Consider the following 24,319-nt stretch of genomic DNA (forward strand, 5'->3'; position numbering starts at 1 on the left):
ACCGGTCCCTCTAGCGCGTCCGCAAAGCGGACTGCCGTGAGATCAAAAAACCTTCCCTCACACCTTCCCGGTTACCGGGACCAGCGCGCCGGTTACGGCGCGGGCTTCCGGGCTGGCGAGGAAGAGCATGACGGCGGCGAGGTCGTCCGGGGAGACCCAGGCGTCGAAATCGGCGTCGGGCATGTCCTCGCGGTTGGTGGGCGTGTCGATGATGGAAGGGAGGACGGCATTCACGGTGACCGTGCCGTCCTTGAGCTCTTCGGCGAGGCTTTCGGTCAGGCGCATCACGCCCGCCTTGGACGCGGCATAGGCGCCCATCCCGCCATCGGCTTTCACCGCGCCGGCGGCGCCGACATTGACGATGCGCCCGTTGGCGCTCGCCTTGAGGAAGGGGAGTGCCGCCTTGCACGCCGTGGCGGCGGTGCGGGTATTCATCTTGTACATGCGATCCCACTCGTCCAGATCGCCCTCTTCGACGGTCTGCCAGCAGAAGCCGCCGGCGATATTGAGCAGGACGTCGATACCGCCCGTCTCGCCCGCGATCGCCTGGAAGGCGGTCCGGGTCGCCTCGGCATCGGTCAGGTCGACGCCGCCCTTGAGGATGTCGCCGTGGAGGTCGTCGCGCCCGGCCAGATCGGCCACGTCCACCAGCACGACGGTCGCGCCGGAGGCTTTCGCGGCTTTCGCCACGGCCTGGCCGAGAATGCCGCCGCCGCCGGTGATCACAAGGGTTCGATTGGACATGCTGTTTCCTTTCTCAGCCGGAAAAGACCGGCGCTCGTTTTTCCATGCGGGCCATGACGGCCTCGACCTGGTCGGCGCTGCCCATGAGGCGCGCCTGCTCGATTGATTCCTGCATCAGGATATGGGCCCGATCGCTGTCCGCGGCCAGGTTCAGGAGCCGCTTGGCACCGCGCATGGCCGTGGGGCTGCTGCCCGCGATCTCGTGCGCCAGCTCGAGCGCCCGCGCCAGCGGATCGCCGGCGGTTTCGGTCGCCAGGCCGAGCGCCACGGCGTCCTCGCCGACGACGGATCGCCCGGTATAGGTCAGCGAACGCAGATGATCGTCGCGCACGAGCCCTCGCAGGAGATCGATACCGCCCATATCGGGCACCAGCCCCCAGCGGATTTCCGCGATCGCCATCTGGGCGTCCGGGTGAAGGATGCGCAGATCGGCGCCGAGCGCGATCTGCAATCCGCCGCCCAGGGCCCCGCCCTCGATCGCCGCGATCACCGGCACGGGGAGGTCGCGCCAGAGAAGGCAGGCATGCTGCGGACGGTTGGCCAGCCCGTGCGTGCGCTCTTCCAGCGGCGGCAGGTCCGAGGCCGCGTCCTCGCCGGACGCCATCGCGGCGAAGCTCGCGAAGTCGAGGCCCGCACAGAACATGCGGCCGCGTCCCGCCAGGACCACCGCCCGGACATCCGTCCGCGCCGCGAGCCATTCACCCGCCTCGATAATGGCGTCGAACATGTCCGGATCGATCGCGTTGAGCTTGTCCGGACGAGCCAGGAAGACCTGGGCGACATGGCCGGCCAGGACGATCTCGACCCGGTCGCGGAAGACCTGTTCGACGGTTTCGGACATGCAAGCGCTCCCCGGGGTTTGGCGGCGAGATGGCAATCCAGCTCGCGCGCCGTGTCAAGCAGTCCTCAGCGCAGGGCCTGCGTCTGGAACAGGCGGATTTTCAGCCCGCCATGATCGACGGGCCGGCCGGGCGCGGCAAAGGGCAGGCGGGTGCCGCGTGCCAGGGCGGCATCCGTCGTGACGAGGCCGACGCGCCAGCCGGTAAAATGCGTCCGGAGCGTCGCGCCGAGCGTGCCGTAAAGCGCATAGAGCGCCTTCTTGTTGCCGATCCGGGCGCCATAGGGCGGATTGACGATAACCAGGCCAGGCGGGCCCTCCGGCGGACGGAGATCGGCGACGTCGCAGACCTGGAAGCGGGTCAGCGTCTCCACGCCGGCCCGCGCTGCATTGGCTTCGCTGGCCTCGATCGCGCCGGTATTACGATCGGACCCGTAGCCCAGCGGGTCCGAAGGCAGCTCAGGCGTATCGGGTCGCATGGCCTGCCAGGCCCCGGCATCAAAGGTCGCCAGTTTTTCGAAGGCAAATGACCGCGCCCGCCCGGGTGCCAGGCCCGCCGCCATTTCCGCTGCCTCGATCACGAAAGTGCCCGAGCCGCACATCGGATCCAGAACCGGCTCATGCCCGTCATAGCCGCATTGCCGCAGAAAGAGCGCGGCCAGGTTTTCGCGCATCGGCGCCTTGGCGACGGCTTCCTTGAAACCGCGCCGGTGCAGCAGCTCGCCGGAGGTGTCGACGCTGATCGTGCAGAGATTGTCCTCGATGCGGACCTTGATGGTGACAGCGTCCTCATCGCCTTCGGCAAGCGGCGCGCCGATGCTTTCGTGGATGGCCCGTGCCACGCGCTCGGTCGCGGCGCCGGCATGGTAGATTTTCGACTTGCGGCAGCTGGCATCGACCTTCACCGGCACGTCGGACCGCAGCACGGAGGCCCAGTCCACCCGGCGGGACCGCTTGTCGAGCTGGGAGAGGTGCACGACGCGGAAACTGTCGATACGGGCCAGCACCCGCGCGGCGCCCCGGACGTCCAGATTGGCGCGCCAGACATCCGGCCAGCCGCCCTGAATGCTCACTCCGCCCGGACCCGGTTTCGGGTCGCGGAAACCCGTCTCGGCGAGCTCGGCACATAGCACGGGCTCGAGTCCCGGCGGGACGGTCAGGAAAATCTCGAAATCGTCGGCTGTTATCATACCGCGTCCCTGGCGAAGTTTCGCAAGGCCGGCTTCCCCTGAACCGTCAGGCACCTCAACAAGGCTTCAGACGGTTCACATGGCCCATCTTGCGGCCCGGACGGGTCTCGTGCTTGCCGTAAAGATGCAGACGCACTTGCGGATCGGCGGAGAGCGCCGCCCAGTCGTCGGCGTCATGGCCGATGAGGTTGGTCATCACGCAGGATGAATGCGGTGCCGGATCGCCCAGCGTCCAGCCGGCGACAGCGCGCATATGCTGTTCGAACTGGCCGCAGCCGCAGGCATCCATGGTCCAGTGACCGGTATTGTGGACGCGCGGGGCGATCTCGTTGACCACGAGGCCGTCTGCACCGAGGTCGAACAGTTCCACCGCGAACACGCCGACATGATCCAGCCCGTCGCCCAGTGCCCGTGCGATCTTGAGCGCACTGGCCTGTGTCGCCGTATCGATGCCGGGCGCCGGCGCCGTGGTGGTCTTCAGGATACCGTCGCCATGCACGTTCTCGCTCAACGGCCAGGCGCGCACTTCGCCGGCGAGCGAACGGGCCGCGACGACGGACAGCTCACGCGTGAAGTTGGCCGCGCCCTCGAGGATGGCCGGCTTGCGCCCGATCGCATCCCAGGCGCCCGCGGCGTCGTCCGGCGTACGGATCCAGGCCTGGCCCTTGCCGTCATAGCCGAAACGCCGGGTCTTCAGTACGGCCGGCAGGCCGATCGCCTCGATGGCCTCTTGCAGCGAGGTCAGGTCGTCGACGGCCGCGAAGGGCACCGTGCGGGCCCCGGACTCGTTGATGAATGTCTTCTCGACCATCCGGTCCTGGGTCAGCTCGAGCGAGCGTGCGCCCGGCCGCAGCGGCACCAGGGCGGCGACCGCCTCGACGGTCTCGACCGGCACATTCTCGAATTCATAGGTGACGGCATCGCAGCTTTGCGCGAAGGCGCGAACAGCGTCGAGATCGTCCCAGGGGGCCGACCAGGACTGCGCCGCCACGCGCGAAGCCGGACAATCGGCCTGGGGCTCGAAGATGTGGACGTCGAAACCGAGCTGGGCGCCCGCCGTGGCGAGCATGCGGCCGAGCTGGCCGCCGCCGAGAATGCCGATGACCGAACCGGGCGAAAGCGCGCTGCCGCTCATGTCTCAGTCCTCGACCGTGACCGGGACGCTGTCCGTCTGCGCCTGCCGCCAGGCATCGAGGCGTTCGGCAAGGGCCGCATCCGTCACGGACAGGATGGACGCCGCCAGCAAGCCGGCATTCTTGGCGCCGGCATCGCCGATGGCCAGCGTGCCGACCGGCACCCCGCCGGGCATCTGCACGATGGAAAGCAGGCTGTCCTGGCCGCTCAGGGCCTTGGATTTCACCGGTACGCCGAGTACGGGAAGCGAAGTCATGGAGGCCACCATGCCCGGCAGATGCGCCGCACCGCCGGCACCGGCGATGATCACCTTGATACCGCGACCGCGCGCCGCCTTGGAGAACTCGACCAGACGATCCGGCGTGCGGTGCGCGGAAACGACCTGGGCCTCATAGCTGACACCAAGCGCGTCCAGAGCATCGGCTGCGTGCTTCATCGTCGGCCAATCGGAACGCGACCCCATAACGATGGCGACATCGACGGCAGTGTCGGGAGAATTCGGCGAAAGATCGCTCATGACGCTTCCTGCGCGGGAAAAGGAAGCGCGGGACCTTACCTTTCAACGGGGCGAGGTCAAGATCGGCCAGCAATCACAAGGGATTCTTTTCGGATTTGAGATTTTCTTAACCACCGGCGGCGAGCCTGACAGTGAAGAGATTCGGATTGGATCCAGCATGCGCATCGGACCCCTGAACAATTCGGGCGGGATTGCACGCACGAAACGGACGGAAACGGCAAAGCCCGGTTCGGCCTCCGCTCCTGCGTCCGCACCGCAGGACGCCGCCTCGATCATGGGCGTGCCCGAAGCGGAACTGACCCCGAACGTACAACGAGCCCTGCTCTCCCTGATGGGGGAAGTCGACCAGCTGCGCCGGGAGACCGAAATGCTGCGCGGGCGGATTCGCGAGCTCGAGACCCTGGCCGATCACGATGCGCTCCTGCCGGTGCTCAATCGCCGCGCCTTCCTGCGCGAAGTGTCCAAGGCGCTGGCCCTGGCCGAGCGCCACAAGGCGCCGTCCTCCCTGGTCTTCCTCGACCTCAACGGGTTCAAGGCGATCAACGACACGCACGGCCACGCCGCCGGCGATGCCGCCCTGCACCACGTCTCCACCCTGCTCGCCGCCCATGTGCGCGAAACCGATGCGGTCGGCCGCCTCGGTGGCGACGAATTCGGCATCGTATTGACGCTGACCGCGGCCGAAGGGGCCGAGACAAAAGCGCAGGAACTCGTTCGATTGCTGGAAACCACACCCTTCCTGCATGAGGGCCAGTCGCTCGAGATCGGTGCGGCCTGGGGGTGTCACGAACTGGTTGCCGGCACCGACCCGGAACACGCCATGGCACAGGCCGACGCAGCAATGTATGCCCGCAAACAGACGCAGCGCATGCAGCAATCGGCGAACGACCGCCATCAGGCCTGAGCCTGGCGCGCGGCTTACCCTAAGCGATGATGTCGGGCGTGATCTGGTCTTCCAGATTCGAAATCTCGTCCTTGATGGCGAGCTTCTTCTTTTTCAGACGGGCATATTTGAGCTGGTCGACAACGCCGTTCTCGGTCAGCGCATCGACTTCATGATTGAGCGCCTCATGCTCGGCGCGAAGCGTCTCGATGCGCTCCAGGAGTTGGGTTTGGTCCAGGGATTCGCCGTCCATACCTGAGCTGCCCTATCCGTCAGACTTGTGAAATACACTATCCGGAAACCCCGGCCAGACCGGCACACTTCGGCGAAACTGGTTGCCATTCGGTTTCCGGTGGACGCATCAAGGCGCGGCGTCGATTTAGCCCACGCGCTGGTCCAAGGCAAATGAAACCGGCGTTACCTCGCTCAGCGGCGACCGCCTTCGATATCCTCGCCCCAGCGGCGCGTCGGATCCCAGTCCAGGCCGAAAAGGTCGAGGGCGCGCCCGACCGACTGGTCGACCAGATCGTCGATCGTCTTCGGCTTCGCATAGAAGGCCGGCAGCGGTGGACAAATCACCGCACCCATTTCGGTCAGCGACTCCATGGTGCGCAGATGGCCGAGATGGAAAGGCGTCTCGCGAACCATCAGGACCAGCCGCCCGCGCTCCTTGAGCACCACATCGGCGGCCCGCGTAAGCAGGCTCGACGTCACGCCGCTGGCGATCTCGGACATGGTGCGGACCGAGCAGGGCGCGATCAGCATGCCACGGGTCCGGAAGGAGCCCGAGGCGATGGGCGCGCCGACATCGGGCATCCTGTAAACATGATCGGCCATGGCGCGGAAATCGCGGATCGAGATGTCCGTCTCGTAGCCCAGCGTCATCTCCGCCGCCTTGGAGGCGACGAGGTGACTCTCCAGCCCGAGTTCCCGCAAGGCTTGCAGGGCTCGCATGCCATAGACGATCCCCGATGCGCCCGACACGCCGACGATCAGGCGGTTTGAACCCTGCCCGGACTTCATCATCTTCTAACCTCGAAACGTTTCGTGAGTAGACATAGGGCGGATTCCTGTTTGAATCACCTATTCCACTTCAGCAAATGGGAGACCGATCCATGTCCATCGAAGCCCGCATTCGTGAGCTCGACGCCCGCCATACGCGTCTGGATACCGAAATCGACGAGGTCAAGAAGCACCCGTCGGCGGACTCTCTCGAACTGGCTCGACTGAAGAAGGAAAAGCTAAAACTCAAGGAGGAGATCGAGAACCTTCGATCTATGACAGACGAGGTGCTGGCCGGTTAGCCGGCCAATCTCGATCAAGAATACGAGGGGCGGCTTCCGGGCCGCCCTTTTTGCTTGTTAGAATGGTTGGATAGCGGGCCATGCGATGGCTCGCCGGCCCGATCCCGACCGGAGACTTCGATGCGTTCCCTTTCCGCCTGCCTTCTCGCCCTGTTCATCTTCGCTGCGCCGCCTTCGCTGGCGCAGAAGGATATCACCGACTGCGCCCAGGGGCGGGCCGATCTCGAGGCCGGTGATTCCGCGGCCGCGATCGAAAACCTTTCCGCCTGCCTCGACACGGAAGACCTGACCCCGGAAGAGGAGATCATGGTCTATGCCGGACTGGGCGGCGCCTACATGACCGAGGAGCGCTATGAGGAGGCCCTCGGTGCCTATAATTTCGCCTTCGCCATCGTGGAGACCCAGGATGCGCGCCTGATCGAACCGACGCTCTGGCGCAATCGCGGCGTGGCCCGGGCCGAGCTCGGCCAGCTCGAGGGTGCCCTCGAGGATCTGACCGAGGCGGCCCTGCGCATGCCCGACGACACGCTGACCCATCTGACCATGGGGATCGTCTACCAGGACCTGGACCGGCCGGTCGACGCCGTCGTCGCCTATGACCGCGTGGTGCGTCTGGAGCCGGACTGGATGGGTGCCTGGATCAACCGGTCGAGCGCCCTGCTGGACTCCGGCATGACGTCCGCTGCCGTCGAGGACGCACGCCGCGCCGTCGAACTCGATCCGGACAACGGGTCCACGCTGAACATGCTGTGCTGGACGCTGATCCAGGACGGACGTCCCGAAACCGCCCTTCCGCTGTGCGAACAGGCCGTCGCCGCGGAGCCGGAAATCGGTGCCATCGTGCATTCCCACGCTGCAGCACTGGAGGCGCTGGGCCGACTGGACGAGGCCCTGCCGCTCTATGAACGCGCCTGGGAACTCTCCCCGGACGATCCTGAAATCGCAGACGATTACGAGCGCACCCACCGCCCCTGATCCGGGTCCGTCTTCGACGCGCCATTGCCAGCCGCCGGCAGCTGTGCGAGGGGAATGACCGGCCGCACAGTCGAGTGGCCCTGCAAGGGATAGTGAGATCATGGGCGATCGGGTCGCGATCATCACCGGCGGCGCCAACGGTATCGGCAAGGCCTGTGCACGCCGGCTGAGCGAAGACGGATGCTATGTCGTCATCGCCGATATCGACAGCGAGGCGGGCCAGCTGCTCGCCGACGAGCTGGGCGCGGAAAAAGGCAAGGCACTGTTCGTCTCCTGCAATGTTTCCGACCGGCTCTCGGTAAACAATCTCCTCGCCGAAACGCGCTCCGCCTTCGACCGGCTCGATATTCTCGTCAACAATGCCGGTATCGTCGCCAAGGGCGATATTCTCGATCTTTCCGAGAGCGATTTCGACAAGGTGGTCGGCGTCAATCTGAAAGGGGCTTTCCTGGTCGCCCGCGAAGCCGCCCGGCAGATGGTCGACCAGATCGAGGAAAACGGCGAACGCATCGAGGACGCCCGGCGCCGCTACGCCATCATCAACATGTCCTCGGTCAACGGTGTCATGGCGATCCCCGACCAGCTCGCCTACTGCACCACGAAGGGCGCCATCAACCAGCTCACCAAGTCCATGTCGCTTTCACTCGCGCGCTACGGCATCCGCGTCAATGCAATCGGGCCGGGCAGTATCAATACGGACGTGCTCAAGGCCGTGAACGACGACAAGGCGGCGATGGACAAGATCATGTCCCGCACACCGCTCCAGCGCATCGGCGATCCGGACGAGATCGCCGCCGTCGCTTCCTTCCTCGCCTCGAGGGATGCCAGCTACATCACCGGCACGACCATCTATGCCGATGGCGGCCGCCTGGCGATGAACTACACCGTCTCGAACTAGGGCTGACGGCTCAAAACTACCCGACAGGTTCAAACGGACGAGTCCCCGCTGACCGGAACCGGGTTTGCTGTCCGCGCCGGTCAGGCAAGTTGTCAGGACAGGCCCGGACCCGCACGGGCGGTCGCGATTCACCACGCTCGCCCTTCCCCTCGAAGGCGAGCTGTGGATGAAACTAACCTTAAATGGTATATTCCCGCGAAATCGCTCCGGGAGGATGAGTTGACTCTCGCCAACTGCGTTCTGGGTAAAGTCGAGCCGGACCTTCGAGGTGCCCGTGCCGCTCGCCGGCAAACCAGCCCTGTCTGGCGGCTGCGACCTGAAACTCACCCTCGACCGGGAGAAACCCGCCGACACGCTTGACGCCCTCCGGCGACACCTTTCGGAGCTGGACCAAGTGGAAGACGGCCTCAAGGCGGAGCTGGAGGACTTTACGCCACAGCCCGGACATGGCCGCGGACGCGCGAGGAGGACATAGCCGGAGGAAACGCCATGACCGTCACCTACGCCAAGAACCGCCATCCGACGCTGCGCCGAGGCGCAAGCGGCGAAGCCGTCACCCGCATGCAGCGGCACCTGGCGAAGAAGCTTCCCGACCTCGATCCCGCCAAGTTCGCGGACGGAATTTTCGGACCGGGGACCGAATTCCAGGTCAAGCGATTTCAAAAAAAGGCTGGTCTGGTGCAGGACGGTGTGGTCGGCCTGAGCAGCTGGACCGCGCTCCTGCGGGAGGAAACGGACACGGCGCCGGCCGGGAAGAGTTCCGCTCCCGCCGACCACACAGAGAGCCCGGCCACGAACAATGCGGCCGGCGATCTGGCCGCTCGCATTCGCCGTGCCGTCCTGAACAAGGGCTATCAATGGTTCGACGACGGCAAGCCCTATGCCCTGAACATTGTCGGTGTTCGCAGCGCCTCCGACCGTATCAACGCGTTCGACGACAAGCTTTACGTCGTCTATCGCGACGATGCCTGTCAGGAACGCGTTCTGGAAGCCAGCATCACGACCGATCCGGGCCATCACTATACGCGCGTGAAGCTGCTCAATGACGACGGCGCTGCCATCCTCGTGCCAGGCCAGTATGTGGGCGCCTATGCGACCGGCCTCCATCGCGGCAAGTACAAAGCGCTGGTCCAGAAAGGAAAAGTCCGTGTCTGGCGGGACAAGAACAAGGATGAGCGGCTCGACCGGGACGGCAAGGTCCATGAGGGCTGGTTCGGCATCAATATCCACCGGGCCAGCGCGCAGGGGACGACAGCCAATATCGGAAAGTATTCCGCCGGCTGCCAGGTCTTCCAGAATGCCGACAAGTTCGCTGCCTTCATGACCCTGGCCGAAAAGTCCGAAGCACGGCGCAAGGAAAGACTGACCTATACGCTTCTGGAAGCATCAGACCTTCCTTGATGACAGAGCGACACCTGGCGCAGAGCGCCAGGATGGTGGCGTCAGACTAAAACGAACTGGTCGCGAAGAACGGGGCTTCCTCAAAACTCAGGCCGCAAGTTGACGCCATTTGACCCGGACGGCTTAGCGTCGCCAAGGAGAATGCGTGGCCACAGTCCGCCGATTCTAGCCGGCCGCCATCTGATCGAACCAGGCCCGGTACATGGGCGCTACAGCCTCGCCGTAATAGAGAAATTCGGGAATGTCCCGGCGAAGAGCAATACGATCGTCGGCATAGGCGACGAAGGCGGACGTCTCGTGCGTGGGGTCGCCATAACGGTCTCGCATGGCCGCGAGATGCGTGACTTCCTCGATGGCCTCGGTGAGGACCCAGACGAATACCAGATGGTCGTCGGCGAAAACGAACTCGGCGAGGCGCGCACTGCCGGCATGTTCGAAACCGCGACAGTCGACCTGGACATGACTGGTCTCGGCGATCGGCAGGTCTGCCGGGTCGAGCGTGCGAACGTCATGAGCATCGCACATTTGCTCGAAAACCGGGGCCATGGCTTCAAGACCCGCCCCGAAGGCGATGTTCTCCGGCAGGCCCAGCTCGTCGGCCTGGGCAGAGGCACAGGCAGTCATGGCCGCGAAAACGGGGAGTAGAAGTGAGCGCATGATGTGTCCTTTCTCGACGTTCAATTGTGCCGTGAACACACCATTGAGATGCGCCTGTCGTCCCGTTTCCCGACTCCGGACGTCCCGAAACCTGATCCGGGACCGATTAGCCGGATTTCGCGGCGTTGAAGGCGTCCGTCGGCGTGCGCCCGGTCACGTCGCGATAGATCCGGTTGAAGGTGGATTTGGAATTGAACCCGACCTCATAGGCCAGCTCCATGATGGTCCGGCCATGATTGACCGGTTCCGCCAGCAAGGCGTCCAGAGCGGCAACCCGATAGCCGTTGATGAAGCGGGAGAAGCTCGCCTCGCCGTGCAGATTGATCGCCCGGGAAACATCACGCGGATTGAGCCGCAGGCGCTGTGCAAGATCGGCGACCGAGAGCCGCGGCTCGCGCCAGAGCTCTTCGGCTTCGAGCAGGCTTTGTATCTGCGAGAAGGTTTCGGCGAAACGTCCGGCTTCCTCACCGGACCCGGCGTCGGAGGCTGTACCTGACGGTCCGTCGCGCCGGCCTTCGAGCGAGGCATCGGGCAAGGCGCCGCAGCGTCGGTCATGTGCCCGTGCAGCCATCGTCATCAGGGTGAGCAGAACGATCGTCCCGGCGATGACCATCGAAAGAGCGATGTCGTCCGGCCACGCACCGGACGTAAAGCCGACCACCTCGCGCGTAATGTCGATAACCGCGAGCGCGACAAATCCCGCCAGCGCGAGCTGGACCCAGTCCAGGGAAATCGCCAGATCGTCGGACCGCCACTCCGCCCGCGCACGCCGGTGCCGCCACAGCGCGCGCAATGCGAGGCCGATATAGATGACCAGACTCGGAAGACCGAAGAGATACGGGATGGGCGGTTCGGGCTGCCACGCGGCTATGACAAAGGCCGGCACAGCGTGCAGGGCAGTCATGGTGCTCCAGCGCGCGCCCTCCGCGGTCACGCCGCGAACGAACAGGTAGAAGGCCGGTCCATAGAGCAGGCCGAATGCGCTGGTGACGTCGAAAGCGGGACCTACCACGCCCAGGCTCACACCCAGATTGACGGCCATATGGACCGAAAAGATCGCGCACAGCAGCGCCAGGCCGGCCAGCCGTACATGGCGCATGAGCAGCACCACGAGACCCGCCGCGTGATAAGCGGCGAGCAATTGCGCGATATCCAGGAACGACAACGTCATAGGGACGCATTTCGACCCTATCGAAGCGCACGCCGCAAGTCCTGATCGAAGCCAACAGGGACGACAATCAAGCGAGTTCACGTCGCGCCGGACCGAGCGTGACATTCCCCCCATCGGGCCGCCTCAACGGCGATGGAGCCAGATATGACGCGCCGGCCCATAACAGTCGCATGACGCCACTTGACGGCGCAACATTCCAGAGCAACAATCCTAAATAGTCGCAACTCCTGATTGGGAGGCAGTGCGTGCTTACGGTTTCCAAGAAACACGTATCGGTGGTTTCCATCGGCAAGGCGCGACCCCGTACTGCGGTGGCGGTCGCTCACGGTCTCGGCCTGCCGATCGAGAAGACGCTCACCGCGATCTATCGCGCACCGTCGCTGCTCGTCAGCGATGTCGATGCGCATCTCGCCGACAAGCTGACCTCACTACTGGAGCAGGTCGGGCTCGAGACCGAGGTTTCCGACAAACCACCCGTATTCGAGGAAAAGCCGCTCTTCGACATAGCCCTGCGTCTGACCAACCCGGCCAGCGCGCACGATGTCGCCGACGCACTGGCGAGTTTTTGTGCCTGCGATACCGAGCGTGCATTGAACATGATGATCACGCCGCCAGGCGTGGTGCTGGGCCGGGTGTCGAAGCCGACCGCCGACGCCCTGCAAGCAGCCCTCCCGGACGATGCGGCAGAGCTCATTGCCTCCGACATCAAGGAGGCCCGTTACGTTCTGATCCACAATGGCGAGTCGCGCACAGTCCTCGGCCGGCTCGAACGCGCCGTCGCCGAACTCGGATATCAGCCGCTCGGCGCAGGCGTCCTCATGGCGGATGATCTCGGTTTCGCGGACGCGGAAGCCCTGTGGGGGACATTTGGCCGCACGGGATCGATCCGCATCGTCAATCGCGACTTCCTGCATTTCGAAATCTGGCTCGAAGGCCGGCGTGCCGGCCCGGAGGACCCGGAGCGGGTCGCGGCGATGCACACCCTCGCCGGCATCCCCGAAAACACGGCAGAGCGTCTTCTCGATCATTCGCCCTTCGTGCTGGAATCGGATGTCAGGCATCATGGCCTGGAAGACCGGATGAGCGCCTACACTGCCGCCGGACTGCAGGTCCGGGCCGAGCTGACCACTTTCCAAGCCGTTTCTCTCGACATTGTCGGTGCCAGCGAACCGGAGCGGCTCGACGCCGCCCTGCGCGCTCTGTCCCTTCCGGTCGGTACGCTTCCGGTGCGGACCCCGGCGATGATGGAGACCCAGGCCCGCATCACTCGCGCCACGCTCGAAGCGGTCGGTGCCGAAGTCTATTTCGCGGAGCTCCAGCATGGCTGAAGCCCAGACCCACCTTCTTCATCTGGGTATTGCCGAGCAGGGCAAGCTTCACCTGCTTGCCGGGCGTTACAAGGAATCCCTGCGTCATTTTCGAGAAGCCCTGCGCATGGCCGCATCCGCCAAGGCGCCGGAGATTTTCTACCGGCACTACGCCCAGTGCGTCCTCGAAGCGCTCGAGCTGGCCGGCGATTTCGAGGAAATCATCGCCTATTGCCAGGAAGCCGACGCGCATTATGAGACGATCCCTCACATGAACCCGATGCTGAAGAAGGACCATGGCGAACTGCTCCAGCGGCTCGCCATCGCCCTCCTGCTCAGCGAGCAGGCCGAAGCCGCCTCCAGAACGCTGGAGCGTGCCTGCGAGATTGCGGGCCAGGGCAAGCTGCCCTTGGCGGAAACCCTGCGTGACTGGATGAAGCGCGGCTATTCGGTGCCGCCAACCATGCTGCGTCAGGCCCAAAGGCGGCACCGTTACTTCATCGTACGTGATGACGCGGTCGAGCGCTCGATCGCCCGCACCCTGCCACCGGACCAGGGCGGGCAGGCCGCGCAAGCAGCCCTGCTGGGATAGAAAAGGAGACGGAGGCAATGCCCGACATCGAGGACATGACACCGGGCGAAATTCTCGCCGAAGCAAGCGTTGCCGATTTCATCACCTCTCTCGGTCTGGGCATCGCCGAGGCGCAGACCGCTTTGGATGAGAACAGCGTCAATCAGATCGCCCACTTCGTCGAACCGCGCGACAGCCTAGACGGCAAGTCCCTGCTCGATCTGGGCCTTTCTCCGGCCTTCTATCACTATCAGCACGCCGACATCTCGACTTCGCTCCAGGTCAGCCTTCGGGTGGAGAAGGAATTCGGGCTCGACCTCAACCTGTCCGGCTCCTTCAACGACCAGTCCGAAACCAGCGACAACAGAACGGAAAGCTCTACAGAGACGACCAGTCGGTCTCGCACCTCGACCACGCAGCGCGAAGCGCGCATCGAAATCGCGATGAGCACGCAAGGTGCACTGCAGGTTGCCGGCAATAATTATCAGCTCGAAGGCGCGGACCCGCGCCAGCGGATCGAGACCCTGGCTTCCCGCTTGCGCGGCGACAGCAATAGCGGCGTCGAACGCGTCCTGCCCGAGCATGAGTGCGCCCCGGTCAATCCGACGGTCAATCCGACCCACTCGAAAATCGTGACGACCCCGAATACGGTCGCCTTCCTCGGGGCCGGCACGTTCAGCCGCGCCGTGATCCGCATCTCCGAAGTTCCCGTTTCCGCCGAGACCTATACGCTTAAATCGGGCACGAGCGTGGAGGTCCAGCCCGGCGCCTCCGTGGAAGCCCATGCGCAAGCGGTCGCCGCCGCGATCCAGGGATTGGGCTATCAGACCAGCGTGATCGGCGGCCCGGGCCGCCTGATGCGCACGGTCCGGCACGATTTTGACGTCGTTCCCTACAAAGCCGAACATGAAGACAATACGCAGAACTTCGCCGGCTTCCTGCGCGACACCGGGTATGCGGTCGATATCGAAGGCTATACGGACCGCTCCGGTCCGGCCGGCTACAATCTCCGCCTCGGTAAAAACCGCGGGCTGTACATGCGCGAACGGCTCCTGGCCCTCGGTGTCCCGGCAAACCAGTTGCCCACGCCCGACCAGGTCCGCAGTCGTGGCGAACAAAGATGGGCCGACGAAAACCAGCCGGACGGCCAGCGCAACGAAGCCCATCGCATCACGGAGACCTATCTGCGCGACCGCACGGACTATTTCATCATCGTGCGTGGCGATGCCTCGCACGAGATCGTCCGCAGCGAGGCCCAGCCCTCCCAGTTCGGCAATGCGGCCGGTACAGGAAATGGCTTCCTCTATGTCTACAAGCCGGAGAATGCGCGCCTGACGGGATCGGACCGGCGCGTCGACATCGGCGAGCACCGCTTCCCGCTCGACGGATCACCGGCCGGCGGGCAGGTACAGGACGCGCCGGAAAGCTATGCGGCCAATCTGGCGCGGGACATCAATGCCAACAGTGCCGCCGGCGTTCGCGCCTGGGCCGAGGGCAATGTGGTCCATCTGTGCCCGCAGGGCGCCAAATTCACCCTCGCCCTCGTGACCACTTCCAACCGGGAAATCTCTCTGTCCGGCTCGGAAGACATCACGGTGACGCAGCAATTCAGCCGCAGCGAGTCACGCAATCTGACACAGGAGCGCAGTGGCAACCGGACCGTCGCGGTCGGTGCCTCACTGGACATTCGCTACCAGAAACAGTTCGAGATGAACGTTACGGGGAATTCCAGCATTTCCGCCCGTCTCGTCGCGATCCCTGCACCGCCTGAATTCCTGGCCACGATCAAGGAGTACCTCTCCTAGGTATTTGAACCATGGCCGAGACTCCTTCCGTTTCCCGATCCCTGATGTCGGCTCCGCTGCCGCAGATCATCGAGCAACTGGGTCTGTCCATCGCTCGGGCACAGAGCGCGCTCGACGCCAATTCGGTCGCCGTTGCGAAGGAGATGGCTGAGACGGAAGTGGAGATCGGCGAGGAAAGCTACAATCTGCTCAGCATCGGCTTCATCCCCACCTTCTACGCCTTCACCGAGGCCACAGTGGAAGCCAAGCTCAGCTTTTCCATGTCGGAAACCACGGAGACCTCGGTCAAGGTCGGGGCCAAGGTCAGCGGCGGCGTCGGATTCGTCATGGTCGCCGCCAGTGTCGATGTCGGCTTTGCCCGCAAATTCTCCGTTTCGAGCGAGGGGCAGAGCTCGATCGCGGCACGCATCGTCTCCCTGCCTCCCCCCGAGCAGCTCACCCCCATTCTCCGCCGCTATGCGGAGACGCAACAGACCGAATAGGAAAGGAGACCGCTGATGGCCTCGATCGGACGCGAACTACTCAACGTCCCGATGGGCGACATGATCCGGCAGATGGCCTTCGCCATCGCGGAAGCGCAGGTCAAGCTCGACGAGTCCTCGATCGAGGTCGCCGAAATGATGGGCGGTCTGCGCACTGTCTACAATGATGAAGGCGAAGTCGCCTTCGACGACAGCCGGGTCTTTTTCGGCCATGAATACATGACCGTCGCGGAGGCCCGGTCCTTCCTGGCGGTGGACGATGCCCTCTCCGGCGGCAGTGTGGACGAAGCGCTGAACCGGATCCTGGAGGCGCAGGACGCCAAGGGCGCCGGCGATGATGACGAGATCCGTGTCCCGATGCGGGTCTCGATGCTCGAGTTGGGCTTTGCGCCGAACTTCTACCAGTTCGTCGACACCATTATCGAGGTGAAGATCGCCATCAAGATCACGCGCTCGAGTTCGTTCTCTCGCACCCGTTCGCAACGCCTCACCTCGAAAGAGGAACAGCGCGCGAACAAGTCGAAACGGCCGTGGTTCGGACTTTTCGGCAGCCGCAAGAGTTCGCAGAAGAGCGAGACCGTATCGACCTCCCAGGTCGATGCCACCTATTCGAGCAAGTACAGCTACAGCGCCGAGGGTGCGAGCCTGCTCCGGACCAAACTCTCGCCGCTGCCGCCCCCGCCCATCCTCGAGGAACGCATCCGCGCGGTCATGGAGCAGGAAGATGCGCGCCGCCGCGCCAGGCTACCCGCTCCGACAGAGTGATCACGAAGACTAATCATCCAGGAGAGCGATCATGGGCGTAGGCCAGGAACTACTCGCCGTCCCATTTCCGGAAATGGTGCGCAATCTCGGCGTCGGCATTGCCGAGGCGCAATACCAGCTCGATCTGGTTTCCTTGCGCATCGCCCGGATGATGGCCGGATATGAAGTTGCCGAAGACGAGGAGAACAGTCCGCCGCCACTGGCAAGCGGCGACGAGCGCAAATACCTCGTCGAATTCAATGACGGTTCGAAATACAGCCTTCTGGAACTGGGTTTCACGCCGACATTCTATCAATTCGTCGACACGGTCATCGAACTGAAGATGTCGATCTCCATGAATTCCAGCGTGGAGGTCCACCGCAGCTCCACCCGCGCAACGGCCAAGGGGTCGCTGGGCTTTTTCTCGGCCAAGGCTTCGGTCAGCGCTGTCAGCGCCAGCTTCGCGTCCAAATATCAGTACGCCGCGGAAGGCAGCTCGATCATGCGAACCAAGCTTGTGCCCATTCCCCCGCCGACCGTGCTCGAGGAACGCATCCGCAACCTCGTCGCAAAGGGCGAAGGGGAAGGTTAGGCGAGGTGATCATGTCCGCGTTTTCTTTTGCCGGCTTTGGAGGGTCTCATGCCCGGTCCTAGCTGGCGAGATCTGGAGCGTCGGGGTGCGATTGCGCCGGGCCGCCCCGGCCGTCCGGCGGCGCAGGCGCCCGTCCCCGGGAACGACTCCGCCGGAAGCCCCGCCCCCGGTATCGACCTGCCGGAGCCGCTTCAGGATTTGCTGGAAGAAAGGCGCGCGCTCGAAGCGCGCATGGCCAGCCTCACCGGCGCGGAGACACCGGATCCTCGCACGGCCGCGCTCTATCAGGTCCAGCCTCTGGCGCAAAGACGGGCCGAACACGACGCCTGGCAAAGACGCCGCGATGCGGCCACGCAGCGTGCCGTCCAGCGCCAGAACGACACGCCCGAGCCCCGGCGCGCGGCGCCGCCGGTCGAAACCCGCCCCCGACAACCGGTGCGTCCCGACGAAACCCCGCCCCTGCGTGCGACCCCGGGCGAGCAATTGCGCCGCCCTCAACGCGGCGCGCCGCTCGACACGGATCGTTTCTCCGCCGCCCGGGACCAGCTATCCGATATGCGCCGCCAATTGCGCAGCGCTGACCGGCAAATGGCCGAGGCGGGCATGGACAGAGAGCGTGAGGACCTGTCGCGGGCGACGCGGGATATGGGGCTGGACCACGTGATGGAGGGGAATGAACGGCTCGGACGCGATCTCGACCGTGTCAGCGCCCTTACAGATGCGCCTCGCCGCGCGGAACGCGTGATCGAAGACGACTGGCTCGCCCGGCGCGAACGGATCGGCGGCCCTGATTTCGACACCTATCAACGCGGCTTCCGCGACAGAATGGGGCGCTTGTTCAACGTCGCCACCGGCAGCGTGGCGCAATTGCAGGAACGCTCCGACCGGTTGCGCTCGGCTGCCCGCGAGCGGCGCGCTGCCGAACGCCGGCAGGAGGAAGAGGAACAGGAGCGTCGCGAACGCCTGCAGCAACGTCAGCAGGAACGCCGTCGCGAGACGAGGCAGGAAGAAGAGCGCGACGAGGACCGGCGGCGGCGGGCCAGCGAGCGCAGACGGGAGGCCGACCATGGATGACGACAATCGGCTCGTCGCCGAATCCATCGAAGAATTGCTGGTCGCCCTGGCCTCCGGCGTGCGCGAGGCGCAGGAAGCACTGAACGAAGCGGAACCAATCGATTCCTTCGGCCGCCCGATGCCCGCCTACCACATCCCCTATCTCGATTTCGAACTCGGGGTTGATGTCGAGACCACCCACCAGACGGGCGGCCGCCCGCTTCTGCGTCTGACCAATGTCCGCAAACCCGCTGGCTCGACACGCAGCCACCGCGAGACGCGCAGTCAGATATCCGGACGCCTGGTGGCCATTCCGCCCGGCGAGGGCCTGCCCGTTCCGATCATCCACCTGACAGCCGGCGACATTCAGGAAGGCCAATGCCCGCTCGATGTCGAACTGTTCAACTCGGCCGGCGAAGTGCTGGCCGATACCCGCGTGGAACTCAATCTCGATCTGGCCGCCAGCGAGCGCCTGACCCGGGCCAATGGTGGCGAGTTCGCCGGACTGCGGACTGGAACCCGCCTGGTCGACGCGATCCTCGTGACGGACAAGACCGGCCTGTCGCAGACCCGGATCAGCATTGACAGGAATGAGCGAGACAAGACGATCATCGTTGTCACCGCCCGGGCGGGCACCACGACAGCCAGTCTCTCCATCGAGGCGGGAGGTGGATCATGAAACAGATCCAGGCGAGCGCCAAAATCGTCAACCAGGACCAATCGCCCTCCAAATCGCTGGCGTGCCGCCTGCAGGTTTTCAGGCTTTCCAGCCGCCGCTGGGTCTCGATCGGCCGGGCCGTCGCGACCGATGCATCGGGCGATCTGAGAATATCCGTATCCTTCAACCAGGCCGATAATCTCTCGGCGCCGAACCTTCGCCTGATCAAGGCACAGGAAAATGCCGTCCTAAGCGATGGCGGGCGCCTGTCATACAACAGCCAGAGCGGCCTCCTCTCGGTGGATTTCGGCGAAATCGTCAATCTGCCGCGAGTCGTTACGCCGGTTGCGGCGAGCGCACGGCTGTCTCGCACCTCTTTACGGGTCGGCGGCGCACCGCAGGCCGTGGTCATGGCAAATACGACCCCGGCGGCGGTCGCAGCCCCACAATTGCGCGTGCTCAACGAACGGATCGCAACGCGGGACGCCAAGATCCGGAGCCTCGAAAACCAGATCGCAGGATCGCAGCGCGAAAAACAGCAATTGACGGTACAGCTTCGCCGCTTGCCTGAACTGGAGCAGCAATTGCGCTCGGAGCGCGAGACCGCGGCCGGGTTGCGGCGCGATCTTGCGGTCATACCCGACCTCCGCCAACAGCTCGAAGCCGTGCGGGCGGAAAATACCCGCCTGAAACAACCCAGCGAAAAGAAAGTCGCGGTGAGCATGATGGCCACCAATCTGGGCGACCAGATCGGTCAGGCCCAACGCGAAATCCGGGAGCAGGGCGGCAATCTCGCGCTCGCGAATGTGCGGATACGTATGAAGGGGCTGATGGGCGATGGCGGCACCAATGTGACGCTGCTTGATGCCGATGACCTCAAAAGACCGGAAATCGCCGGCGCGCTCGGCGATCTGGAATTCGACTTTTCCGAGGATGGCGGCGGCGCAGCGGCGCCGAGCGATGTCGAAGTGCCGGACGTGCGCCGGCTCACTGAAACGGCCGCCCGCCAGATCCTCCATTCGATCGGGCTCAGGCTGGAAGCCGTGGCGGGGCCGAGTGGAATGGGTGGCGCTGCAGCCGGCCAGGCCGCGTTGCAGGACCCGTCCGCCGGACAGCGGGCCGCCCGCGGATCGAGCGTGACCGTCATATTCGCGAGCTGATCGCGACGAAAAGGAGAGCATCATGGCCGACGAACTCAAGGACCTGCTCAGCGATGTCCTGGCCTCGCCTCTGGGGGATGTCATAGCGTCGGTCGGCGAGGGCGTGGCGGACGCCCAGCGGGCTCTGGACGAGTCCGCGCTCAGTGCAACCCTGGACCTATATCGCGAGGACAGCGAAGCGCTGATGTCGACGCTCAGGGAGATCGGCTACCGGCCGACCTTTTACGTCCTGCCGGAAACGACAGGTGAAGTTCACGTCTCCATGCGCATATCTGGAAACAACGGTTCGAACGTGTCCATGCCGCCGCCGACCGCTGCAAGAGCCACTGCCTTGCGCGCCACGGTACCCCAGCTGACGCGTTTGCGGGCCCGGCCGCGCGCGCGAACCTATGTGACGCCCGTGGATGCGGGTTTCGCCAACAAATACGCTTATGCCTCAACGGCCAGCGCCAAGCTGACCTTCAAGATCGTGCCGGTCCCTCCACCCTCCGGGGCAGAAGATATGCGGGCCGTGCCCGATCTCGAAGGGCGCACGGCCGACCTGGTCCTGACCGCGTTGGCGGCCCTGGATCTGGAAGTCCGCCTGATCGATAGCGTAGGCAATGATATCGACACGCCGGATCCCGGCTTCGTGGTCAGCGAAACCCTGCCGCCAGCGAATTCGATCGTACTCGCGGGTAGCGAACTGGTCGTGACCCTGGTCCCGCCGGACACATAGTGCGGCAAAGACGCGAACGAAGGATTTCCTCCAAATACACGCCACACGCTGGCGCGCAAGTCCGGATCAGGCACCCGCGGCTCGACGGGCATTCTGCGTAATCCCGTTCCAGTCGCCGGCTTCGAGCTGACCCGCGGTCGCCACCCAGGACCCGCCAACGCAGCCGACATTGGGAAGCGCCAGGTACGCTTCCGCGAGTTCAGCCGAAATGCCACCGGTCGGGCAGAAACGGATATCAGGGAGCGGCCCGGACAAGGCCTTCAAAAAGGCTATTCCGCCTGACTGTTCAGCAGGGAAGAATTTGAGCGCTTTGAAGCCGACTTCGCGGGCCTGCATTGCTTCACTCGCGGTCGCGATACCGGGAAGCGCCGGCACGCCGCTTTCCAGCAGGGCCGCGCCGAGCGCCGGCGTCAGCCCGGGAGAGACGAAGAAGTCGACGCCTTGTTTCAGGCAGGCATCAATTTGCCCAGGCGTGCGGATGGTACCCATGCCGACGATGAGGTCCGGCTCGGCCGCCTTCATCTCCGCCATGACCTCAAGAGCCGCTTCGGTGCGCCAGGTCATCTCCACGACCCGCAGCCCCCCGGCCTTGAGCGCCCGGGCGAGCGGCTGCCCGTGCGCAGGGTCGGCGACGGTGAGGACCGGGATGACGCGCGCCGCATCGAGAAGTTCGTCGGAAGTCAGGGTCATGTCAGAGGCTTCCCTTTTCGGCCAGGGCCGCGGCGCCGAGCAGGGCCGCATTGTCGGTGAGGATGAGATGAACGGGAATCGCCGAGACGTAATGGGTCATCGGTCCCCGGCGCTGGAAACGGGCGAGGAAATCGCCCTCTTCGATCAGGGTCCGGATCTTCGGCGCGATCCCCCCGCCAATATGAACTCCGCCCCGGGCACCGCTCAGCACCGCGACATCCCCGGCATAGGCACCGAGTACGGCGCAAAAAATGTCCGTCGCCCGGCGCGACAGGGAGGACGGGTCCTTAAGAGCCTCACTGGTGATGTCTTCGGGGCGCCGTCCCGGCCAAGGCTCGCCCGCCAGTACGCTGAGGGCACGATGGATGTTCACCAGCCCGCGCCCGGACAGAAGTCTCTCCCAGGAGACGAAACCATACTCGTCCGCAATAAAACGGCCGACCTCAATCTCCTCCTCCGTACGAGGTGCGAAACCCGCATGCCCGCCCTCGGTCGGGATAACGACGACATCGTCACCGCGGGGCACCAGTATGCCCAGACCCAGGCCGGTGCCCGGGCCGAGGACGACATGACTGGCTCCGGATACCGACTTGCCGGGATTGAGCAGCACCCGGTCCGCCTCCTCCACGAGGAGGGCGCCGCGTGCCTGGGCCGCGAAATCATTGACCGGCACAAGACGGTCCAACCCCAATTCTGCCGCAAGGTCTTTCGGACAGAAACGCCAGGTGGAATTGGTCAGCCGGACCTTGCCGGTGCTGACCGGACCGGCGACCGCAAAACAGGCGAGATCCGGCTTCCGGCCCGCCCAGCTTTCCAGAAAGGCGTGCGCCGCATCGCGCAAATGCTCGAAATCCTCATTCCGGTAGCGCGCGATGTGCTCGAGCTTGTAGCCGGCAGACGACGAGCCGGTCGCGATCGCGAAACGGGCATTCGTTCCGCCAATATCGGCGACCATATAGGTACTCATTCCGGTCATGCGGTTTCATGGACCCTGGCAGCTTCGGCGGCCCAGACCAGATCCGGAATGGATAGAGCGCCCTCCTCGGCCGGACTCGCAAGCGATCTGAAGCCGGCGAACAACTCGCGCCCCATGCCCTGCCTCGCGCCCGCTGGCAGGATTGCGGGCTGACGCGCGTCGAAGCCATCGGCGGCAATGTCGAGCCGGCCGGTCGGCGCATCCAGCGTGACCATGTCTCCGTCCTTCACCCGCGCCAGCGGTCCGCCCAGGGCCGCCTCCGGGCTGACATGAATGGCCGCAGGCACCTTGCCGGACGCGCCGGACATCCGGCCGTCCGTCACAAGGGCAACCTTGAAACCCTTGTCCTGCAAGGAACCGAGCGCCGGGGTCAGCTTGTGAAGCTCCGGCATGCCGTTCGCGCGCGCGCCCTGGAAACGCAGGACAGCGATAAAATCCCGTTCCAGCTCGCCGGCCTTGAAGGCGGCCATGAAGTCGTCCTGATCCTCGAAGACGCAAGCCGGTGCCGTCACGCTGCGATGCTCGGGCTTCACAGCCGAGATCTTGATCACCGCGCGCCCCAGCGGACCGTCGAGCAGCTTCAGACCGCCATCGGAGGCGAAGGGCTCGGCTACGGGCCGGACGATTTCGGTGTCCGCGCTGGCTTCGTTCACCGGTCGCCAGACCAGGGCGCCCCCCTCGTCCTCGAAGGGCTGGGTCGCATAGGCGCGCAAGCCCTTGCCCATAACAGTCCGGACGTCCTCATGGAGCAGGCCGGCATCGAGCAATTCGCGGATTACCAAGCCCAGTCCGCCGGCGGCATGGAAATGGTTCACATCGGCCGGACCGTTCGGATAGACGCGGCACAGGAGCGGCGTCACTTCGGCAAGAGACTCGAAGTCCGACCAGTCGATCAGAATGCCGGCCGCCCGCGCGATCGCGATAAGATGAATGGTGTGATTGGTCGAGCCGCCCGTGGCATGCAGGCCGACGATCGCGTTGACGATGACGCGCTCGTCAACGATGGACGCCATCATGCAATCCTCCTCGTCAACGATCGCCGCAGCACGCTGCGCAGCCGCGTCGGTGAGGAGGTTCCGCATCGGATCGCCCGGATTGATGAAGGCGGCGCCCGGAACGTGCAGCCCCATGATCTCCATCAGCATCTGATTGGAATTGGCCGTGCCGTAAAACGTGCACGTACCCGGCGAGTGATAGCTCTTGCTCTCCGCATCGAGCAGGGCATCGCGCCCGACCTTGCCTTCGGCATAGAGCTGCCGGATGCGCGCTTTCTCCGGGTTCGGCAGGCCGGACCGCATCGGACCGGCAGGCACGAATATCCCCGGCAGGTGGCCAAAGCGCAGCGCGCCGATCAGCAGGCCCGGCACGATCTTGTCGCAAACGCCCAGATAGAGTGCCGCATCGAACATGTTGTGAGACAGGGACACTGCGGTCGACATCGCGATCACATCGCGGCTGAACAGGGACAATTCCATGCCGGGCTGGCCCTGTGTGACCCCGTCGCACATGGCGGGAACCCCGCCGGCCACCTGTCCGACCGCGCCGACATCCCGGAGCGCCTGCTTGATCCGGTCGGGATAGGTCGCAAACGGCTGATGTGCCGACAGCATGTCGTTATAGGCGGTGACGATACCCACATTCGCGCGGCCGCCATCCTTCAGGCCGCGCTTGTCGCTGCCGGAGCATGCCGCAAAACCGTGAGCGAGATTGCCGCAGGAAAGCACGCCGCGATTCCGCCCCTCCAGACGGGCCGCCTTCATCGCGTCGAGATAGGCAGTGCGGGTTCCCCGGCTTTTCTGCCGGATGCGTTCGGTGACCTCGTTCACGGTCGGGTTCAGGGCAGGCATGAGC

General features: G+C 64.7%; 27 protein-coding genes. 15 read left to right on the forward strand and 12 right to left on the reverse strand.

Annotated features, from left to right (window positions below; genetic code table 11):
* Positions 1–57: 57 nt before the first annotated feature.
* The 5 genes from AC13HB_RS07520 to purE form a co-directional block, all read right to left on the reverse strand.
* The gene (locus tag AC13HB_RS07520; protein WP_482949123.1) at positions 58–744 is read right to left on the reverse strand and encodes an SDR family NAD(P)-dependent oxidoreductase; all 687 of its coding nucleotides are present in this window, start codon (positions 742–744) and stop codon (positions 58–60) included.
* A gap of 13 nt (positions 745–757) precedes the next feature.
* Positions 758–1,585, reverse strand: a complete 828-nt coding sequence (locus tag AC13HB_RS07525; RefSeq protein ID WP_482949124.1) for a crotonase/enoyl-CoA hydratase family protein — start codon at positions 1,583–1,585, stop codon at positions 758–760.
* A 65-nt stretch (positions 1,586–1,650) separates the two neighbouring features.
* A complete protein-coding gene (locus tag AC13HB_RS07530; RefSeq protein ID WP_482949125.1) occupies positions 1,651–2,772 on the reverse strand; it encodes a THUMP domain-containing class I SAM-dependent RNA methyltransferase in 1,122 nt (373 codons plus the stop codon).
* A gap of 55 nt (positions 2,773–2,827) precedes the next feature.
* Positions 2,828–3,907, reverse strand: coding sequence for a 5-(carboxyamino)imidazole ribonucleotide synthase (locus AC13HB_RS07535; RefSeq protein WP_482949126.1), 1,080 nt, complete (start codon positions 3,905–3,907; stop codon positions 2,828–2,830).
* A 3-nt stretch (positions 3,908–3,910) separates the two neighbouring features.
* Positions 3,911–4,423 (reverse strand): 5-(carboxyamino)imidazole ribonucleotide mutase, encoded by a 513-nt coding sequence (gene purE, locus AC13HB_RS07540; protein WP_482949127.1) that lies wholly within the window; start codon positions 4,421–4,423, stop codon positions 3,911–3,913.
* A gap of 157 nt (positions 4,424–4,580) precedes the next feature.
* Between purE and AC13HB_RS07545 the strand changes: the two genes are divergently transcribed.
* Complete coding sequence (locus AC13HB_RS07545; protein ID WP_482949128.1) at positions 4,581–5,327, forward strand: GGDEF domain-containing protein; 747 nt, start codon at positions 4,581–4,583, stop codon at positions 5,325–5,327.
* A gap of 19 nt (positions 5,328–5,346) precedes the next feature.
* Here the strand turns inward: AC13HB_RS07545 and AC13HB_RS07550 are convergent, their stop codons facing one another.
* Together AC13HB_RS07550 and AC13HB_RS07555 are read right to left on the reverse strand one after the other, a co-directional pair.
* Positions 5,347–5,559, reverse strand: coding sequence for a YdcH family protein (locus AC13HB_RS07550; RefSeq protein ID WP_482949129.1), 213 nt, complete (start codon positions 5,557–5,559; stop codon positions 5,347–5,349).
* A 173-nt stretch (positions 5,560–5,732) separates the two neighbouring features.
* On the reverse strand, positions 5,733–6,332 hold the full coding sequence (locus AC13HB_RS07555; RefSeq protein ID WP_482949130.1) for a UbiX family flavin prenyltransferase: 600 nt from the start codon (positions 6,330–6,332) through the stop codon (positions 5,733–5,735).
* A gap of 89 nt (positions 6,333–6,421) precedes the next feature.
* On the opposite strand from AC13HB_RS07555, the gene AC13HB_RS07560 reads away from it, so the two are divergent.
* From AC13HB_RS07560 to AC13HB_RS07575, 4 genes are all read left to right on the forward strand, one after another.
* Positions 6,422–6,610 carry a DUF465 domain-containing protein gene (locus AC13HB_RS07560; protein WP_482949131.1) on the forward strand — a complete coding sequence of 63 codons (189 nt, stop codon included), beginning with the start codon at positions 6,422–6,424 and terminating at the stop codon, positions 6,608–6,610.
* 120 nt (positions 6,611–6,730) lie between these two features.
* Entirely contained in the window at positions 6,731–7,585 is an 855-nt protein-coding gene (locus AC13HB_RS07565; protein ID WP_482949132.1) for a tetratricopeptide repeat protein, read from the forward strand.
* Positions 7,586–7,685: 100 nt separating this feature from the next.
* Positions 7,686–8,483, forward strand: coding sequence for an SDR family NAD(P)-dependent oxidoreductase (locus AC13HB_RS07570; RefSeq protein ID WP_482949133.1), 798 nt, complete (start codon positions 7,686–7,688; stop codon positions 8,481–8,483).
* A gap of 489 nt (positions 8,484–8,972) precedes the next feature.
* Positions 8,973–9,884: a peptidoglycan-binding domain-containing protein gene (locus AC13HB_RS07575; protein ID WP_482949134.1), complete on the forward strand. Its 912-nt coding sequence runs from the start codon at positions 8,973–8,975 to the stop codon at positions 9,882–9,884.
* A 165-nt stretch (positions 9,885–10,049) separates the two neighbouring features.
* Here AC13HB_RS07575 and AC13HB_RS07580 read toward each other — a convergent pair whose 3' ends face one another.
* Positions 10,050–10,541: a hypothetical protein gene (locus AC13HB_RS07580; RefSeq protein WP_482949135.1), complete on the reverse strand. Its 492-nt coding sequence runs from the start codon at positions 10,539–10,541 to the stop codon at positions 10,050–10,052.
* A 106-nt stretch (positions 10,542–10,647) separates the two neighbouring features.
* Entirely contained in the window at positions 10,648–11,712 is a 1,065-nt protein-coding gene (locus AC13HB_RS07585) for a helix-turn-helix domain-containing protein (RefSeq protein WP_482949136.1), read from the reverse strand.
* Between the two features lie 245 nt (positions 11,713–11,957).
* On the opposite strand from AC13HB_RS07585, the gene AC13HB_RS07590 reads away from it, so the two are divergent.
* From AC13HB_RS07590 to AC13HB_RS07635, 10 genes are read left to right on the forward strand one after another with little or no spacing between them, the layout of a single operon-like run.
* On the forward strand, positions 11,958–13,040 hold the full coding sequence (locus AC13HB_RS07590) for a hypothetical protein (protein ID WP_482949137.1): 1,083 nt from the start codon (positions 11,958–11,960) through the stop codon (positions 13,038–13,040).
* Complete coding sequence (locus AC13HB_RS07595) at positions 13,033–13,611, forward strand: peptidylprolyl isomerase (protein ID WP_482949138.1); 579 nt, start codon at positions 13,033–13,035, stop codon at positions 13,609–13,611. Before AC13HB_RS07590 ends, AC13HB_RS07595 begins: the two co-directional genes overlap by 8 nt.
* Positions 13,612–13,628: 17 nt before the next feature.
* Positions 13,629–15,395: an OmpA family protein gene (locus tag AC13HB_RS07600; RefSeq protein WP_482949139.1), complete on the forward strand. Its 1,767-nt coding sequence runs from the start codon at positions 13,629–13,631 to the stop codon at positions 15,393–15,395.
* Between the two features lie 11 nt (positions 15,396–15,406).
* Positions 15,407–15,877, forward strand: a complete 471-nt coding sequence (locus AC13HB_RS07605; protein WP_482949140.1) for a hypothetical protein — start codon at positions 15,407–15,409, stop codon at positions 15,875–15,877.
* Positions 15,878–15,892: 15 nt separating this feature from the next.
* A complete protein-coding gene (locus AC13HB_RS07610; RefSeq protein ID WP_482949141.1) occupies positions 15,893–16,642 on the forward strand; it encodes a hypothetical protein in 750 nt (249 codons plus the stop codon).
* A gap of 31 nt (positions 16,643–16,673) precedes the next feature.
* On the forward strand, positions 16,674–17,213 hold the full coding sequence (locus AC13HB_RS07615) for a hypothetical protein (RefSeq protein WP_482949142.1): 540 nt from the start codon (positions 16,674–16,676) through the stop codon (positions 17,211–17,213).
* 48 nt (positions 17,214–17,261) lie between these two features.
* On the forward strand, positions 17,262–18,287 hold the full coding sequence (locus tag AC13HB_RS07620; protein WP_482949143.1) for a hypothetical protein: 1,026 nt from the start codon (positions 17,262–17,264) through the stop codon (positions 18,285–18,287).
* A complete protein-coding gene (locus AC13HB_RS07625) occupies positions 18,280–18,945 on the forward strand; it encodes a hypothetical protein (RefSeq protein WP_482949144.1) in 666 nt (221 codons plus the stop codon). Before AC13HB_RS07620 ends, AC13HB_RS07625 begins: the two co-directional genes overlap by 8 nt.
* The gene (locus tag AC13HB_RS07630; RefSeq protein WP_482949145.1) at positions 18,942–20,084 is read left to right on the forward strand and encodes a PASTA domain-containing protein; all 1,143 of its coding nucleotides are present in this window, start codon (positions 18,942–18,944) and stop codon (positions 20,082–20,084) included. Before AC13HB_RS07625 ends, AC13HB_RS07630 begins: the two co-directional genes overlap by 4 nt.
* A gap of 22 nt (positions 20,085–20,106) precedes the next feature.
* Entirely contained in the window at positions 20,107–20,802 is a 696-nt protein-coding gene (locus tag AC13HB_RS07635; protein WP_482949146.1) for a PASTA domain-containing protein, read from the forward strand.
* A gap of 66 nt (positions 20,803–20,868) precedes the next feature.
* Here the strand turns inward: AC13HB_RS07635 and eda are convergent, their stop codons facing one another.
* Genes eda through edd form a run of 3 tightly spaced genes read right to left on the reverse strand, consistent with a single transcriptional unit; the run spans position 20,869 to position 24,315 of the window.
* Complete coding sequence (eda, locus tag AC13HB_RS07640) at positions 20,869–21,492, reverse strand: bifunctional 4-hydroxy-2-oxoglutarate aldolase/2-dehydro-3-deoxy-phosphogluconate aldolase (RefSeq protein WP_482949147.1); 624 nt, start codon at positions 21,490–21,492, stop codon at positions 20,869–20,871.
* Between the two features lies 1 nt (position 21,493).
* On the reverse strand, positions 21,494–22,468 hold the full coding sequence (gene glk / locus AC13HB_RS07645) for a glucokinase (protein WP_482949148.1): 975 nt from the start codon (positions 22,466–22,468) through the stop codon (positions 21,494–21,496).
* Positions 22,465–24,315 (reverse strand): phosphogluconate dehydratase, encoded by a 1,851-nt coding sequence (gene edd / locus AC13HB_RS07650; protein ID WP_482949149.1) that lies wholly within the window; start codon positions 24,313–24,315, stop codon positions 22,465–22,467. Before edd ends, glk begins: the two co-directional genes overlap by 4 nt.
* Positions 24,316–24,319: the final 4 nt, after the last annotated feature.

This window comes from Maricaulis sp. B-26 (assembly GCF_056857855.1).

Coding starts and splice junctions, on each gene's coding strand:
- AC13HB_RS07520 (WP_482949123.1), bottom strand. CDS start 744: ATGTCCAATCGAACCCTTGTGATCACCGGCGGCGGCGGCATTCTCGGC.
- AC13HB_RS07525 (WP_482949124.1), bottom strand. CDS start 1,585: ATGTCCGAAACCGTCGAACAGGTCTTCCGCGACCGGGTCGAGATCGTC.
- AC13HB_RS07530 (WP_482949125.1), bottom strand. CDS start 2,772: ATGATAACAGCCGACGATTTCGAGATTTTCCTGACCGTCCCGCCGGGA.
- AC13HB_RS07535 (WP_482949126.1), bottom strand. CDS start 3,907: ATGAGCGGCAGCGCGCTTTCGCCCGGTTCGGTCATCGGCATTCTCGGC.
- purE (WP_482949127.1), bottom strand. CDS start 4,423: ATGAGCGATCTTTCGCCGAATTCTCCCGACACTGCCGTCGATGTCGCC.
- AC13HB_RS07545 (WP_482949128.1), top strand. CDS start 4,581: ATGCGCATCGGACCCCTGAACAATTCGGGCGGGATTGCACGCACGAAA.
- AC13HB_RS07550 (WP_482949129.1), bottom strand. CDS start 5,559: ATGGACGGCGAATCCCTGGACCAAACCCAACTCCTGGAGCGCATCGAG.
- AC13HB_RS07555 (WP_482949130.1), bottom strand. CDS start 6,332: ATGATGAAGTCCGGGCAGGGTTCAAACCGCCTGATCGTCGGCGTGTCG.
- AC13HB_RS07560 (WP_482949131.1), top strand. CDS start 6,422: ATGTCCATCGAAGCCCGCATTCGTGAGCTCGACGCCCGCCATACGCGT.
- AC13HB_RS07565 (WP_482949132.1), top strand. CDS start 6,731: ATGCGTTCCCTTTCCGCCTGCCTTCTCGCCCTGTTCATCTTCGCTGCG.
- AC13HB_RS07570 (WP_482949133.1), top strand. CDS start 7,686: ATGGGCGATCGGGTCGCGATCATCACCGGCGGCGCCAACGGTATCGGC.
- AC13HB_RS07575 (WP_482949134.1), top strand. CDS start 8,973: ATGACCGTCACCTACGCCAAGAACCGCCATCCGACGCTGCGCCGAGGC.
- AC13HB_RS07580 (WP_482949135.1), bottom strand. CDS start 10,541: ATGCGCTCACTTCTACTCCCCGTTTTCGCGGCCATGACTGCCTGTGCC.
- AC13HB_RS07585 (WP_482949136.1), bottom strand. CDS start 11,712: ATGACGTTGTCGTTCCTGGATATCGCGCAATTGCTCGCCGCTTATCAC.
- AC13HB_RS07595 (WP_482949138.1), top strand. CDS start 13,033: ATGGCTGAAGCCCAGACCCACCTTCTTCATCTGGGTATTGCCGAGCAG.
- AC13HB_RS07600 (WP_482949139.1), top strand. CDS start 13,629: ATGCCCGACATCGAGGACATGACACCGGGCGAAATTCTCGCCGAAGCA.
- AC13HB_RS07605 (WP_482949140.1), top strand. CDS start 15,407: ATGGCCGAGACTCCTTCCGTTTCCCGATCCCTGATGTCGGCTCCGCTG.
- AC13HB_RS07610 (WP_482949141.1), top strand. CDS start 15,893: ATGGCCTCGATCGGACGCGAACTACTCAACGTCCCGATGGGCGACATG.
- AC13HB_RS07615 (WP_482949142.1), top strand. CDS start 16,674: ATGGGCGTAGGCCAGGAACTACTCGCCGTCCCATTTCCGGAAATGGTG.
- AC13HB_RS07620 (WP_482949143.1), top strand. CDS start 17,262: ATGCCCGGTCCTAGCTGGCGAGATCTGGAGCGTCGGGGTGCGATTGCG.
- AC13HB_RS07625 (WP_482949144.1), top strand. CDS start 18,280: ATGGATGACGACAATCGGCTCGTCGCCGAATCCATCGAAGAATTGCTG.
- AC13HB_RS07630 (WP_482949145.1), top strand. CDS start 18,942: ATGAAACAGATCCAGGCGAGCGCCAAAATCGTCAACCAGGACCAATCG.
- AC13HB_RS07635 (WP_482949146.1), top strand. CDS start 20,107: ATGGCCGACGAACTCAAGGACCTGCTCAGCGATGTCCTGGCCTCGCCT.
- eda (WP_482949147.1), bottom strand. CDS start 21,492: ATGACCCTGACTTCCGACGAACTTCTCGATGCGGCGCGCGTCATCCCG.
- glk (WP_482949148.1), bottom strand. CDS start 22,468: ATGACCGGAATGAGTACCTATATGGTCGCCGATATTGGCGGAACGAAT.
- edd (WP_482949149.1), bottom strand. CDS start 24,315: ATGCCTGCCCTGAACCCGACCGTGAACGAGGTCACCGAACGCATCCGG.